Below are 13,730 nucleotides of genomic sequence, written 5' to 3'. Positions count from 1 at the left end.
CGATCAGAGTTCGAACTGCTTGAGGAAGCGGACGTCGTCGGCCCAGCCGCCCTTGACCTTGACCCAGACCTGCAGGAACACCTTGCCGTCGAACAGCCGTTCCATGTCCATCCGCGCCTCGGTCGAGATCTTCTTCAGCTTTTCGCCGTTCTTGCCGATGACGATCGCTTTCTGTCCCGGCTTGTCGACCAGCACCTGTACGTGGATGCGACGCATCGCACCGTCAAGCTCGAAGGCCTCGGTCTCGACGTTCATCGCGTACGGCAGTTCCTCGCCGAGGTAGCGGAACAGCTTTTCGCGCACGATTTCGGCGGCGAGGAAGCGTTCGTTCTTGTCGGTGACCATGTCGATCGGGTACAGCGGCACGCCGACCGGCAGGTGCGGCGTGATCAGGTCCATCAGTTCGTCCAGCCGCTGACCATGCTTGGCGCTGACCGGAATGATGTCGACGAACGGATGCGCTTCGCTGATCTTGACCAGGAAGCCGGCCATTTCCGCCTTGTCCTTCAGCTGGTCGGCCTTGTTGATCACGCAGATCACCGGCCGGTGTTTCGGCAGCAGCGCCATGACTTCGAGGTCGGCCGGGCCGAACTTGCCGGCCTCGAGCACGAACAGCACGCAATCGACGTCGGACAGCGTGCTGCGCACGCTCTGGTTCAGCGCATCGTTCAGCGCATTGCGGTGGCGGGTCTGGAAGCCCGGGGTGTCGACGAAGATGTACTGCACGTCCCGGCGCGTCTCGATGCCGGTCACCCGCAGCCGCGTGGTCTGTGCCTTTTCCGACGTGATCGAGATTTTCTGTCCGATCATGTGGTTCATCAGCGTCGACTTGCCGACGTTCGGGCGGCCGACAATCGCGACGAAGCCGCAGCGGAAGTTGTCGGGCAGGTTTTCAGTAAGATCGGTCATGCGGTCACAGTTTGTGTCGGGGTTTGGCGGCATCATCGTGCGCGGCGATCAGGTCGAGCGCACGTTCGGCCGCGAGTTGCTCGGCGGCGCGGCGGCTGGCGCCCTCGCCGCGGCTGGCAATGCCAAGGGCAGGAATGTCGCAGGCCACGTCGAAGTGCGACAGGTGGGCGTCGCCGGTCTGGTTGACGATCCGGTAGGCCGGCAGTGGCAGGCGCCTTGCCTGCAGCACTTCCTGCAGATGGGTCTTGGCATCCTTCGCCTGCCGGTTCAGGTCGATGCCGGCGATGCGCGACGCATACAGCCGGCGGACCACGCCCTCGGCGGCGGCAAAGCCGGCGTCGACGCTGACCGCGGCAAACAGCGCTTCCATCGCGTCGGCGAGAATGGACGGCCGGTCGTGGCCGCCGCTCTTGCGCTCGCCGTCGCCGAGGAACAGGCAGTCGCCCATGTTCAGCTCGCGCGCGATTTCGGCCAGCGTGCTCTGGTTGACCAGATTGGCGCGCAGCCGCGACAGCTTGCCTTCCGGCAGTTCCGGAAAACTGTCGAACAGCATGCGTGCCACGGTGTAGTTGAGGATGCCGTCACCGACGAATTCCAGCCGCTCATTGTTCGGCTGCCCATAGCTGCGATGGGTCAGCGCTTCCTTGAGCGGCGCCGTGTCGGAGAAGTCGTGGCCGATGCGTTGCGTCAGCCTGGTAATGGGTAAAGGTGTTTTCACAGCGTCGCAGAGGCGGCCGCGCAACGCGCGACCGGGGAAAGTCGGAGATCGCGCGGGCCGGGGCCCACGCGAGGAAAGATGGGCGCCGGGCGCCCGCTACGCTTCTATTCTACGCATCCCGGCGCGATACCGCAGTCCGCACGCCGCACGGATCAGTGGATCTTGCTGCCGACCCGGCCGAAATCGCCGAAGTTCATCCAGATCAGGAAGGCCTTGCCGACCAGCATATTGTCCGGCACGAAGCCCCAGTAACGGCTGTCGTCACTGTTGTCGCGGTTGTCGCCCATGGCGAAGTACTGCCCGGCCGGCACCTTGCAGACAAAACCGTCATCGTCGTAGTTGCAGTTCTCGCGCCCCGGGAACGAACGCACGGCCGCCAGGTACAGGGTCGGCGAATTTTCGACCCTGGCCACGTCGTATTCCTTGCTGCCGAAGGTTTCGCGGTAGCGCTGGGTGGCCACGAACTGCAGATTGCTTTCGCTGTACTCGTAGCTGCCGACCGGCTTGTCGGTGACCGGCTTGCCGTTCACCAGCAACTGCTTGTTGCGGTATTCGACGGTATCGCCCGGCAGGCCGATAATGCGCTTGATGAAGTTGACCTGCGGGTTCGGCGGGAAGTTGAACACCACCACGTCACCGTGCTGCACCGTGCCGACCGGCACCAGCACATTGTTGAGCACCGGCGTGCGGATGCCGTAGGCGAACTTGTTGACCAGAATGAAGTCGCCGACCACCAGGCCCGGCCGCATCGACGATGACGGGATCTGGAACGGTTCGACCAGGAAGGAGCGCAGCACGAACACGGCGAGGATGACCGGGAAGAATCCGCGGGCATACTCGATCCAGGACGGTTCCAGCTGTTCGGCCGGGCGCGATTTCACCAGCACGAAGCGGTTCAGTGCGGCAATCAGGCCGGTCACCAGCACGAAGACCAGCATGACCGCGGTAAAGCTCATGAACTGGGCCAGCAGTCCGAACACGCCGATGACCAGCGCCAGGTAGCCGGTCTGGTTCAGGATCGGCTGATCCTTGTCTTCCGGCTTCTTTTTCGGTGCCGCCAGTATCAGCACGATGCCGAGTACGAGCAGCACGGCGAAAATCCACAGCCAGTTCATTGTTTTTCCTTCCGGTTTTTTTATTCGGGGCGACGGGAAGCCGGCCGCGGCCGGCTTCGGGCCTTACTTGTCGCTGACCTGCAGGATGGCGAGGAACGCTTCCTGCGGAATCTCGACATTGCCGACCTGCTTCATGCGCTTCTTGCCGGCCTTCTGCTTCTCCAGCAGCTTCTTCTTGCGGGTGATGTCACCGCCGTAGCACTTGGCCAGCACGTTCTTGCGCAGCGCCTTGACCGTCTCGCGGGCAATGATGTTGTTGCCGATCGCCGCCTGCACGGCAATGTCGAACATCTGGCGCGGAATCAGCTCGCGCATCTTCGACACCAGCTCGCGGCCACGGTAGATCGCGTTCTGGCGGTGGACGATCAGGCTCAGCGCATCGACCTTTTCACCATTGACCATCACGTCGAGCTTGACCAGGTCGGCCGCCTGGAATTCCTTGAACTCGTAGTCCAGCGACGCATAGCCGCGACTGGTCGACTTCAGCTTGTCGAAGAAGTCCATCACCACTTCGTTCATCGGCATTTCGTAGGTCAGCATCACCTGCCGGCCCATGTACTGCATGTTGCGTTGCACGCCGCGCTTCTGGTTGCACAGCGTCATCACCGCGCCGACATAGTCCTGCGGCACCAGGATGGTCGAGGTGATGATCGGCTCGCGAATCTCGTCGACCTTGCTCAGGTCGGGCAGCTTGGACGGGTTGGCCACTTCGACCACCGTGCCATCCTTCAGCAGCAGTTCGTACTCCACCGTCGGCGCGGTGGTGATCAGGTCCATGTCGAACTCGCGTTCGAGACGTTCCTGGACGATTTCCAGATGCAGCAGGCCGAGGAAGCCGCAGCGGAAGCCGAAGCCCAGCGCCTGCGAGACTTCCGGCTCGAAGTTCAGCGACGCGTCGTTCAGCTGGAGCTTGTCCAGCGCATCGCGCAGCGACTCGTAGTCATGGCTTTCGACCGGATACAGCCCGGCGAACACCTGCGACTTCACTTCCTTGAAACCCGGCAGCGCGGCGGCGGCCGGACGCGAGGTCAGGGTGATGGTGTCGCCGACCTTGGCCGACTTCAGTTCCTTGATGCCGGCGATGACGAAACCGACCTCACCCGCACTCAGCTGGGTCCGCTGCACCGACTTCGGCGTAAACACGCCGACCTGCTCGCACAGGTGCTCGGCGCCGGTGGCCATGAACCTGATCTTGTCCTTCGGCTTCAGTGCGCCGTCGATCACCCGCACCAGCATGACCACGCCCACGTAGTTGTCGAACCACGAGTCGACGATCAGCGCCTTCAGCGGCGCGGTCGGGTCGCCGGTCGGCGCCGGGATGCGCCGGACCACGACTTCGAGGATGTCCTCGATGCCGATGCCGGACTTGGCCGAGGCGCGCACGGCATCGATCGCCTCGATGCCGATGATGTCCTCGATTTCCTGGCTGACGCGTTCGGGTTCGGCGGCCGGCAGGTCGATCTTGTTCAGCACCGGCACCACTTCGACCCCGAGGTCGATCGCGGTATAGCAGTTGGCGACAGTCTGCGCCTCGACCCCCTGTGACGCGTCGACCACCAGCAGCGCGCCTTCGCAGGCGGACAGCGAGCGCGAGACTTCATAGCTGAAGTCGACGTGCCCCGGGGTGTCGATCAGGTTCAGGTTGTACACTTGGCCGTCACGCGCCTTGTAGGTCAGCGACGCGGTCTGCGCCTTGATGGTGATGCCCCGCTCTTTCTCGATGTCCATCGAGTCGAGCACCTGTGCGGACATCTCCCGCATGTCGAGGCCGCCGCAGAACTGGATGAACCGGTCGGCGAGCGTGGATTTGCCATGGTCGATATGGGCAATGATCGAAAAATTGCGGATGTGCTTCATTCGTTCCTGCAAGCAATAAAGAAGGGCGCACGTCGCGCCCTACTGGAGTTCGGAATATCGCGCGGATTCTACCCGAATTCCGCGAGACAGGCAGCGAGCTTGGCCTGATCGAAATGCCAGTGGCAGACTTCGCGCCCGTCCGGACCGCACAGGACCGGCACCAGCTCGTCATACTTGTCCACCAGCGCCGGGTCGTCATCGACCTCGATCACGGTCAGTTCGACCGCCCCGCGTTCCACATACGGCGCCAGTGCCGCGCGCATGGCGTGGCACAGGCTGCAGTATTCGCGGAAATACAGTGTCAGCCGGGTCACGGCTTGCTGATCGGCAGTGCCAGGAACAGCGTCGCGCCATTGCGCACGATGCGCAGCGGCAGCGCCGAACCGGACGGCGCACTGTCGACGCGGCCCTTCAGCTGCGCGAACGAGGTCAGATTGTCATTGCCGATGCCGACAATGGCATCGCCCGGCACCAGGCCGGCCCGGGCGGCCGCCCCGGTCGCACGCTGGACGACCAGCGCGAAGCGCACGCCGAGATGTCCGAGCAGGGCCGGCGGCGCATCGGCCAGCACCAGTCCGAGCGAGGTGACCGGCTGGCTCTTCGGCGCGGCTTCGCGCGGCCTGGCCGGTGCACGTTCGGCCTGGGTATCGTCGCTTTCCCTCAGCTCGTCCGGCACCACGGTCACGCTCTGCGCACCGCGGTTGCGCCACACCTCGACTGCCGTTGCCTGGCCCGGCTTGATGCTGCCGATCAGCCGCGGCAGGTCCGAGGTCGAATTGATGGCCGAGCCGTTGACCTTCAGGATGATGTCGCCGGCCTTCAGGCCGGCCTTTTCGGCCGGACCGCCGGGCTCGACCGCATTGACCAGGGCGCCGGACGCACGCGGCAGGCCGAACGAGGCCGCCAGTTCCTTGGTCAGTTCCTGGATCTGCACGCCGATGCGGCCGCGACTGACCCGGCCCGAGGCCTTCAGCTGGTCGGAGACCTTGACCGCCACATCGATCGGGATGGCGAAGCTGATGCCCATGAAGCCGCCGGAGCGGCTGTAGATCTGCGAGTTGATGCCGACCACCTGCCCCTGCATGTTGAACAGCGGGCCCCCGGAGTTGCCCGGATTCACCGCCACGTCGGTCTGGATGAACGGCACATAGTTTTCATCCGGCAGCTGGCGGCCCTTGGCCGATACGATGCCGGCGGTCACCGAGTTGTCGAAGCCGAACGGCGAGCCGATCGCCACCACCCACTCACCGACTTCCAGCGACGAGGGGTCGCCAAGATCGATGACCGGCAGGTCCTTGCCGTCGATCTTCAGCAGTGCCACGTCGGTGCGGGCGTCGGCGCCGACCAGCCTGGCCTTGTAGCTGCGCTTGTCGGTCAGCGTGACGGTGATCTCGTCGGCACGGGCCACCACGTGTGCGTTGGTCATGATGTAGCCGTCCGGCGACAGAATGAAGCCCGAGCCGAGCGAGGCGGCCTGGAACTCGCGCTGTTGCGGCGGGGCAAAGCGGCGGAAGAACTCGAAGAACGGGTCGCCTGCCATGTCGTCCGGTATCGGGCTGACATTCTGGCGCACGGTCTGCTTGGTGGAGATGTTGACGACCGCCCTGCCCTCTTTCTTCACCAGCTGGGTGAAGTCCGGCAGGTTGGCGAGCGATGCGGCCAGCACCGGCGCCTGGCCAAGCGCCAGCCCCAGCGCCAGAGAAACGGCGACAATCGATTTTTTCATCGTTAGGAATCCCCCTGAATGCGTAACGGTCGCGCCCGGTCAATGCCCGGCGCGGCAAGAATGCTATGTTTTATTGTGCCCGGAACAGTGGCCGCCGGCACAGGCGGCGCGGCGGCGAACAATGGCCGGCTGGTAGTCGGCCCGTCCGGCGTATCTGGTGGCAAGGCGACGAATGATCAACAGCGACAAGGCAAAAGCCGCCGCGCCGCCGACGACGGACGCGGTCTCGCCCGCCAGCGCCCCCAGCGACGCACCGGCAAACAGGGCCGCCACCGGCACCAGGTACATCAGCAGCGAGCCGTGCAGCAGCGCGCGCTCGGCCACGGCGACGATCACCTTGTCGCCGGCCTGCGCGCCGACCGGGTTCGCGACCCGGTAATGCTGGCGGCCGACGGAAAACAGCCGCGAAATCGACACGGAGTGGCAACCGCCGCTGCCGGCGCACGCGCCGCAACTGCCGTGCGGCCGGGTTTCGACCCACGCATGGGCGCCGTCATGCTCGACGGACAGGACGCTGGCTTCGGTTTCTATCATGGGCGGAGCAGGATGATGGAGTGGGAAACGGACTGGACGGCATTATCCGGCAGATCGCCGACCACGGTCACCAGGATATCGCCCATCTTGCGACTGCGCAGGGTAATGGCGCCGTTCTGCATCGCCGTCGGCTGGACCGCGTCCGGCACCCGCTCGATAAAGACCGACAGCGAGGCGACGCCGTCGCTGTACACCAGGTGCCTGACCGCCTGCTGGCCGGACAGCAGGCGACGGCTGACGTCGCGCTGCAGGGAAAAGCCTTCGGGCAGGCCCGGAATCTGGATGCCGCGACCGCCATCGCCCCGGTCGCCGGCGGCAACCGGCATCCGCCAGACGGCGCCGTCGCGGTATTGCGGCTGCAACTGGCCGAGGTCACCCAGCTTGCCCAGTTTCAGCTCGCTGAAGCTCAGCCGGTCGATGATCTGGCGGTCTGCCGTCAGGATGGCCGATTTCAGGATCAGCGAAGTGCGGATGTCGGCACAGAAACGACGCGGATAGCGCTGCGCATCGCGCGGCGTCAGCTGCCACCAGACACAGTCGCGCCCGGCAGCCCGGTCCTTGCCGATGCGCTCGACCGCATAGTGGCGGGCGATCTCGGCCCGGTTGTCGCCGAACAGCGACGGAAAGGTCTGGAACGCGCCGGTCCGGGCCGCCTTCAGCGCCTGACGGTCCGGTGCGTAGACGGTCAGCGACTGGTTGTCGCGCACCACCTCCCACGGCGGATCATCCAGCGACTCGCGTTTTTCCAGCGGATTGCCCAGGCCGGAAGCGTGGGCCAGCCGATAGGTCATCAGGCTGCGCGCATACTGATGCTGATAGATGCCGCTGTACGACTGGCGATAGGCAGCAGCGGCCACACGGTCGAGCAGTGCGACCGCCTGCTTGCCGCCCAGCGGTACCGCCGCCGCGCAGACCGGCACCACAAGAACGCACAAAGCGGCACGCCAGCCGCTCATGGCTTCCCCTCCGTCGCCATGGCGACGGTCTGGATACCGGATTCGAATGCAAGCTCATGGTGAGCGGCGATATACGGATTGGCATCGCCAGCGGTCGCCAGCGGTCGCGCCACCGGCATGACCGTCGCCGGCCCGCCGTCAGCCACTTTCAGCGGGATCTTGCCGGTATCCGGGCTATCGGAGTCGAGCGGGCTCCAGCCAATGATGCCGGCCAGGAGCAGGCTGGCGGCCACGGCCCAGCCGGCATAGCGGTGCGAGCGCCGCACCTGCCGGCCCGACACCGGTGCCGCAACCGGCGCGTCCTCTGCCAGTCGCTGACGCACGCGGTCGGCCACGTCGACATCGAGGCAGCGCGATTGGCGCATGGCGTCGCCGATTACATGCCAGCACTGCCAGTCATCACACCGCTCGGATGCGCCGTCCGGGTCATTCCAGGGCACAGTGCCCTTGCCGTCCGGCCATTCTCCATCGAGAAACGCGGATAACTGTTGTTTGTCCATCTTGATTCACCACCTTTTGTTCTTCGGTGTATCCAGTAATGGCTTGAGCTGGGCCGCGATCGCTTCCCGTGCGCGGAAAATGCGGGAACGCACTGTCCCCACCGGGCACTGCATGGCCACGGCAATATCTTCGTACGACAATCCCTCGAGTTCCCGCAAGGTAATGGCCGTCCGCAACTCTTCGGGCAGCGCTTCAACCGCCGCATTGACAGTGGCGATAATCTGCCGCGATGCCATTTCGGTTTCCGGCGTGTTGTTGTCGGCAATCTGTCCGGCCGGATCGTACGGTTCCCCGTCCTCATCGTGATTGTCCGTGTGCAGCACGACGTGCCGGCCACTGACGCTCAGGTGATTCTTGGCGGTATTGATGCCGATACGGTACAGCCAGGTATAGAACGCGCTGTCGCCGCGGAAATTGGCCAGTGCGCGATACGCCTTGACGAAGGCCTCCTGGGTGACATCCTCGATTTCAGCCGGGTCGCGTATGAAGCGCGACAGCAGTCTCGCCAGCCTGCGCTGGTACTTGAGCACGAGCAAGTCGAATGCATGCCGGTCCCCGCGCTGCGCCCGCCGGACCAGCTCCAGATCCGCATCCCTTTCGCTCATGTGTTGAACAACCCCCTGTGCGGCCGCAATGCCACTGTCTGAGTGTAGCTTCCGCCCGGGCCCTGCTCTGCCAGCAGCGACCGGCGGGAGACCCCACCCGTATCAGGGGTACCTGTTGCCATGGACAGGCGACAGGGGCGGAAGTTCGGCAGCAACGGCAGTTTTTTTGTCAGCGCTGCCAGGTCAGGAGCGAACGAACTCGCCCTCGATATTGGCCAGCGTCAGGTTCCAGCTTCGCATCATGTGCTGCAGCAAGGCCACTTCGCCGTCGCCCATCGCCTCGTCCGCCTTGCACAGGTCGATGGCCAGCGCGCACACCAGCACGCGCAGGTGGCGTTCGGTCACATCTTCGAGCAGGCGGTCGACGCGCTGGCGGTCGATCAGGTGGATGGCGCCATCCTGGTCGGCGTCATCGCTGATGTCGTTGCAGTAGGTCCGGAACACGTCAATGAACTGCTTGCGTCCAATGCCGACGAGGTCATAGACATGCAACTGGTCGAGGACGTCGAATTCGTGATCGTGCGCCTCGCCGTCGCCCAGCATGAACATGGTCAGCAGGCGGGCGATGGCCTCCGGGCTATTCGGTGGGTAATCCCTCATGACGTTCTCCATCGGTATCGGTTGTCGGCTGGAAGCGGGAGACGAAGGCGGAGGGGGCGCGGGCAACCTTGCGCGCCTGATAGTCGAAGAACACGATCCCGGTCTTGACCCTGGCGATCTCGGTGCCATCACGCTTGCGCACCATCGCATACAGCAGGTCACAGCCATATTTGTTGAAATCCGCCACGGCCACGCTGACGACGAGTTCGTCACCGTGGAAGGCTTCGGCACGATACACCACTGCGGCATCGCTCATGATGATCCCGCAGCCATGAACGTCCATTTCCGTGTGGCCGAGCGATTTCAGGAAGCGCAGCCGCGCCTCGTGCGCCAGGCGCAGCACGGCATCATTGCCCATGTGGCCACCATAGTTGATGTCGCCGATGCCGATGGTCAGCGTGGTGGAGAACGGGAAATGCGACGGCAATTCGATGGACAGACGCGACATGATGGCCAGATACGCGATAAAGTTCGATCGAGTGTATTCACTACCCTGCGCCAAATCAATCAGTGCCAATGGTGCGGCGCGATACACTGCGCCGGTCATGGCGGCGCCGGTTCGCGGACATTTTTTGCGTTCGCGGCAACGGCAAGCCACTAGCTGCACATTTGGTGACGGCAGAAGTCTATAGTTTAGAAACCCCCGGATAGGAGAGATCATGTACAAGCGACTCTATGTACCGGTCGACGACAGCAATACGGCCCGGCGCGCACTGGAAGAAGCCTCGCGCTTTGCCCGGGAAAGCGGCGCCAGCCTGAAAGTGGTCCATGTGGTCGACCTGGCCCAGTACGGCTGGGGCGGCGCGGAATTTCTTGATGCGACCGAGTTGCAAAAGAATATTCGCGAAGCCGGCGAACATGTACTCAAGGACGCGATCGAGGTGCTGGCCGAACATGGCGCCAGTTGCGAGACGGCAATGCTGGAAAGCTGGGGCGACAAGATCGCCGAAGTGCTGATCGAGGACGCGAAGAAGTGGAACGCCGACCTGATCGTGATGGGCACGCATGGCTGGGGCGAGATCATGACCCTGATCATGGGCAGCGTCGCCGAGGGCGTCATGCGCCGGACCGAGATCCCGGTCATGCTGCTGCGCGGCCGTCCCGAGGACATCAAGAAGGCCTGATGCCGCCGGCCCCGGGACGCGGGGTCGCGCGCGCAATGGCCGGCGTCTGCTAGAATCCGGCCTGATTCCCCTGCCGGCCTCTGCGCCGGCCTTGTCATTTCCGCCGAGAGCCAGTCCTTGAAAGCCACCCCCGATAACGACGACGACCTGATTCCTTCCAAATCGCAGATCAAGCGCGAGATGGACGAATTGCAGGAACTCGGCCAGGCGCTGACGGAGCTGTCGCGCGACACGCTCAAGCACCTGGTGCTGCCCGACGACCTGCGCAGCGCCGTCGTCGAGTACAAACGCCTCAATGCGCACGGCGCCCAGCGCCGCCAGCGCCAGTACATCGGCAGGATCATGCGCAATGTCGATCCCGAGCCGATCCGCATCCAGCTTGCCACCCTGCGCGGTGAAAACACCCATCACAACAACTGGCTGCACGGCATCGAACGCCAGCGCGACCGGCTGCTGGCCGACGACAAGGTGCTGTCCGAACTGGTCGCCGAGCACCCGGGCTGCGATGTACAGCAGTTGCGCACGCTGATCCGCAATGCCCGCCGCGAGCAGGCCGAGAGCCGGCCGCCAAAATCGTTCCGCGAACTGTTCCAGGCGCTGAAGGCGCTGTATCCGGAACCGCCGCTGGTCAACTACAAGCAGGAGCGCGACGGTGACGACGACGAGGACGCCTGAACCGGTCCGCATCGGCCTGGTGTCGGTCAGCGACCGCGCCAGCCAGGGCGTCTACGAAGACAAGGGCATCCCTGCGCTGCGTGACTGGCTCGCCGCCGCGCTGTGCAATCCGGTCGAGTTCGAGACCCGGCTGATTCCCGATGAACAGCCGCTGATCGAGGCCGCGCTGATCGACCTGGTCGACAATGCCGCTTGCGACCTGGTGCTGACCACCGGTGGCACCGGTCCGGCCCCGCGCGATGTGACCCCGGACGCAACGCTGGCCATCGGCGAGCGCGAAATGCCCGGTTTCGGCGAACAGATGCGCCAGATCAGCCTGCGCTTCGTGCCGACGGCGATCCTGTCGCGGCAGACGGCCGTCATCCGCGGCCGCGCGCTGGTCCTGAACCTGCCCGGTCAGCCGAAGTCGATCCGCGAAACGCTGGAAGGCCTGCGCGATGCGGACGGCCACAGCGTGGTGCCCGGCATCTTCGCCGCCATCCCGTACTGCCTCGACCTGATCGGTGGTCCGTACCTGGAAACCCGCGACGATATCGTCAGGGCATTCCGGCCAAAATCGGCCCTCCGCCCGGCCGGCACCGCCTGAACCGGCCCTGTTCCTGCCCTGCCGCATGCCACGCTATCGCCCGCCCCGCTGGTTGCCTGAAGGCCACAGCCAGACCATCTGGCCGGCCCTGGTGCTGAAAGATCGCCATCCGCATTACCGCCGCGAACTGTGGGACACGCCGGACGGCGGTCGCATCGCACTCGATTTTACCGATGCGGCCAGCCCGGACGCTCCGCTGGTCGTGCTGTTCCATGGGCTGGAAGGCTCCAGCGCCAGCCACTACGCCAGCGCGCTGATGCGTCGGGTGCGGGCGCGCGGCTGGCATGGCGTGGTGCCGCATTTCCGCGGCTGCGGTGGCGTGGACAATCCGCTGCCGCGTGCTTATCACGCTGGCGACTCGGCCGAGATCGCCTGGATTCTCGACCGGCTCGCCGCCCGTCACGCCACGGTCTACACCGCTGGCGTCAGCCTCGGCGGCAACATGCTGCTGAAATACCTCGGCGAGGCCGGCCACCACGCCATCCCGGCCGCGGCTGCCGGCATCAGCGTGCCGGTGGACCTGCACGCGGCCAGCGAAAATCTTGACCGCGGTTTTTCCCGCGCCGTGTACACCGGCATGTTCCTGAAGACCCTGAAGCGGACCAGCCGCATCACGCTGGCACGCTATCCGGACCTGTTCGACCGCCAGCGCATGGAACACAGCCGCACCTTCAGCGACTTCGACGATGCGGTCACCGCACCGCTGCACGGCTTTGCCGGCGCCCTCGATTACTGGACCCGTTCCAGCAGCAAGCCGCTGCTGAAGGACATCGGCCGGCCGACCCTGCTGCTGAACGCGCGCAACGATCCGTTCATGCCGGCGCGCGCGCTGCCGGCCGAACACGACGTCAGCCGCTGGGTCTGTCGCGAATTTCCCGAACATGGCGGCCATGTCGGCTTCGTCTGCGGCCGCTTTCCGGGTAACATCGACTGGTTGCCGGAACGGTTACTGGATTTCTTCCAGCAAAACGGCGGGTAAGCCCTACCGCGCGCTCCGGCCAGTCCGCCCACGCCCACGAAACGTTCCCATGTCCGATATCCTCGCCCGCATCCTCGATACCAAACAGACCGAAGTCGCTGCCGCCCGCCAGGCACGCCCGCTCGAATCGCTCCGCCGCGATGCCGAAAGCCGTGGCGACATCCGCGACTTTGTCGATGCGCTGCGCTCGAAGCATGCTGCCGGCGCGGCCGGCGTCATTGCCGAGATCAAGAAGGCCAGCCCGTCCCGGGGCATTATCCGCGCGGATTTCGATCCGGCCGATATCGCCGCCAGCTATGCCGGCCATGGTGCGGCCTGCCTGTCGGTCCTGACCGATCGTGATTATTTCCAGGGCCTGCCGGCCTACCTCGAAGCCGCCCGCGCTGCCTGCTCACTGCCGGTACTGCGCAAGGACTTCATGGTCGACAGCTACCAGCTGTATGAAGCGCGCGCGATGGGCGCCGATTGCGTGCTGCTGATCGCCGCCGCACTCGACGATGTGCAACTGCGCGACTTCGAAGCCGTGGCCGCCGGCCTCGGCATGGCAGTGCTGGTCGAAGTGCACGACGCGGCCGAACTCGACCGCGCGCTGCGTCTCGACACGCCGCTGATCGGCGTCAACAACCGCAACCTCCATACCTTCGACGTCAGCCTCGATACCACGCTGGCCCTGCTGCCGACCCTGCTGGCGGAACGGCGCATTCCGGTCAGCGAAAGCGGCATTGCCACGGTCGACGACGTACAGCGGCTGCGTGCGGCCCATGTCCAGACCTTCCTGGTCGGCGAAGCCTTCATGCGCGAAGCGTCGCCCGGCGCCGCACTGGCCGGCCTGTTCGCCTGACGAC

The 13,730-nt window shown here is 64.8% G+C and carries 17 protein-coding genes; 5 read left to right on the top strand and 12 right to left on the bottom strand.

Features of this window, described 5'->3' with window-relative positions:
* Nucleotides 1-3: 3 nt before the first annotated feature.
* From era to DFO50_RS13245, 12 genes are all read right to left on the bottom strand, one after another.
* Entirely contained in the window at nucleotides 4-909 is a 906-nt protein-coding gene (era, locus tag DFO50_RS13300; RefSeq protein WP_107889952.1) for a GTPase Era, read from the bottom strand.
* Between the two features lie 4 nt (nucleotides 910-913).
* Nucleotides 914-1,627 (bottom strand): ribonuclease III, encoded by a 714-nt coding sequence (gene rnc, locus DFO50_RS13295; protein ID WP_051528872.1) that lies wholly within the window; start codon nucleotides 1,625-1,627, stop codon nucleotides 914-916.
* A 152-nt stretch (nucleotides 1,628-1,779) separates the two neighbouring features.
* Complete coding sequence (lepB, locus tag DFO50_RS13290) at nucleotides 1,780-2,742, bottom strand: signal peptidase I (protein ID WP_028499340.1); 963 nt, start codon at nucleotides 2,740-2,742, stop codon at nucleotides 1,780-1,782.
* Nucleotides 2,743-2,805: 63 nt separating this feature from the next.
* The gene (lepA, locus tag DFO50_RS13285; protein ID WP_028499341.1) at nucleotides 2,806-4,599 is read right to left on the bottom strand and encodes a translation elongation factor 4; all 1,794 of its coding nucleotides are present in this window, start codon (nucleotides 4,597-4,599) and stop codon (nucleotides 2,806-2,808) included.
* 68 nt (nucleotides 4,600-4,667) lie between these two features.
* Nucleotides 4,668-4,913, bottom strand: coding sequence for a glutaredoxin family protein (locus tag DFO50_RS13280; RefSeq protein WP_028499342.1), 246 nt, complete (start codon nucleotides 4,911-4,913; stop codon nucleotides 4,668-4,670).
* Nucleotides 4,910-6,325, bottom strand: coding sequence for a DegQ family serine endoprotease (locus DFO50_RS13275; RefSeq protein ID WP_028499343.1), 1,416 nt, complete (start codon nucleotides 6,323-6,325; stop codon nucleotides 4,910-4,912). Before DFO50_RS13275 ends, DFO50_RS13280 begins: the two co-directional genes overlap by 4 nt.
* A 63-nt stretch (nucleotides 6,326-6,388) precedes the next feature.
* The gene (locus DFO50_RS13270; RefSeq protein WP_028499344.1) at nucleotides 6,389-6,859 is read right to left on the bottom strand and encodes a SoxR reducing system RseC family protein; all 471 of its coding nucleotides are present in this window, start codon (nucleotides 6,857-6,859) and stop codon (nucleotides 6,389-6,391) included.
* Nucleotides 6,856-7,815 carry a MucB/RseB C-terminal domain-containing protein gene (locus DFO50_RS13265; protein WP_107889954.1) on the bottom strand — a complete coding sequence of 320 codons (960 nt, stop codon included), beginning with the start codon at nucleotides 7,813-7,815 and terminating at the stop codon, nucleotides 6,856-6,858. Before DFO50_RS13265 ends, DFO50_RS13270 begins: the two co-directional genes overlap by 4 nt.
* Nucleotides 7,812-8,315 (bottom strand): sigma-E factor negative regulatory protein, encoded by a 504-nt coding sequence (locus tag DFO50_RS13260; protein WP_028499346.1) that lies wholly within the window; start codon nucleotides 8,313-8,315, stop codon nucleotides 7,812-7,814. The genes DFO50_RS13265 and DFO50_RS13260 overlap by 4 nt, the downstream gene beginning before the upstream one ends.
* A gap of 6 nt (nucleotides 8,316-8,321) precedes the next feature.
* A complete protein-coding gene (gene rpoE, locus DFO50_RS13255; RefSeq protein ID WP_028499347.1) occupies nucleotides 8,322-8,921 on the bottom strand; it encodes an RNA polymerase sigma factor RpoE in 600 nt (199 codons plus the stop codon).
* A gap of 183 nt (nucleotides 8,922-9,104) precedes the next feature.
* Nucleotides 9,105-9,521, bottom strand: coding sequence for a hypothetical protein (locus DFO50_RS13250; protein WP_028499348.1), 417 nt, complete (start codon nucleotides 9,519-9,521; stop codon nucleotides 9,105-9,107).
* Nucleotides 9,499-10,068, bottom strand: a complete 570-nt coding sequence (locus tag DFO50_RS13245; protein ID WP_308417833.1) for a thioesterase family protein — start codon at nucleotides 10,066-10,068, stop codon at nucleotides 9,499-9,501. The genes DFO50_RS13250 and DFO50_RS13245 overlap by 23 nt, the downstream gene beginning before the upstream one ends.
* Before the next feature lie 112 nt (nucleotides 10,069-10,180).
* Between DFO50_RS13245 and DFO50_RS13240 the strand changes: the two genes are divergently transcribed.
* The 5 genes from DFO50_RS13240 (at nucleotide 10,181) to trpC (ending at nucleotide 13,726) form a co-directional block, all read left to right on the top strand.
* Nucleotides 10,181-10,645: a universal stress protein gene (locus DFO50_RS13240; protein WP_028499349.1), complete on the top strand. Its 465-nt coding sequence runs from the start codon at nucleotides 10,181-10,183 to the stop codon at nucleotides 10,643-10,645.
* 117 nt (nucleotides 10,646-10,762) lie between these two features.
* Nucleotides 10,763-11,320 (top strand): ribosome biogenesis factor YjgA, encoded by a 558-nt coding sequence (gene yjgA, locus DFO50_RS13235; RefSeq protein ID WP_028499350.1) that lies wholly within the window; start codon nucleotides 10,763-10,765, stop codon nucleotides 11,318-11,320.
* A complete protein-coding gene (gene mog / locus DFO50_RS13230; RefSeq protein ID WP_028499351.1) occupies nucleotides 11,298-11,906 on the top strand; it encodes a molybdopterin adenylyltransferase in 609 nt (202 codons plus the stop codon). The genes yjgA and mog overlap by 23 nt, the downstream gene beginning before the upstream one ends.
* Nucleotides 11,907-11,931: 25 nt before the next feature.
* On the top strand, nucleotides 11,932-12,885 hold the full coding sequence (locus DFO50_RS13225; protein WP_107889956.1) for a YheT family hydrolase: 954 nt from the start codon (nucleotides 11,932-11,934) through the stop codon (nucleotides 12,883-12,885).
* Between the two features lie 49 nt (nucleotides 12,886-12,934).
* Nucleotides 12,935-13,726 (top strand): indole-3-glycerol phosphate synthase TrpC, encoded by a 792-nt coding sequence (gene trpC / locus DFO50_RS13220; protein ID WP_028499353.1) that lies wholly within the window; start codon nucleotides 12,935-12,937, stop codon nucleotides 13,724-13,726.
* Nucleotides 13,727-13,730 lie beyond the last annotated feature (4 nt).

The sequence above is a fragment of the Microvirgula sp. AG722 genome (assembly GCF_003269145.1).
Taxonomy (GTDB): Bacteria; Pseudomonadota; Gammaproteobacteria; order Burkholderiales; family Aquaspirillaceae; genus Microvirgula; species Microvirgula aerodenitrificans.
This window is presented reverse-complemented; position numbering and strand designations above follow the sequence as displayed.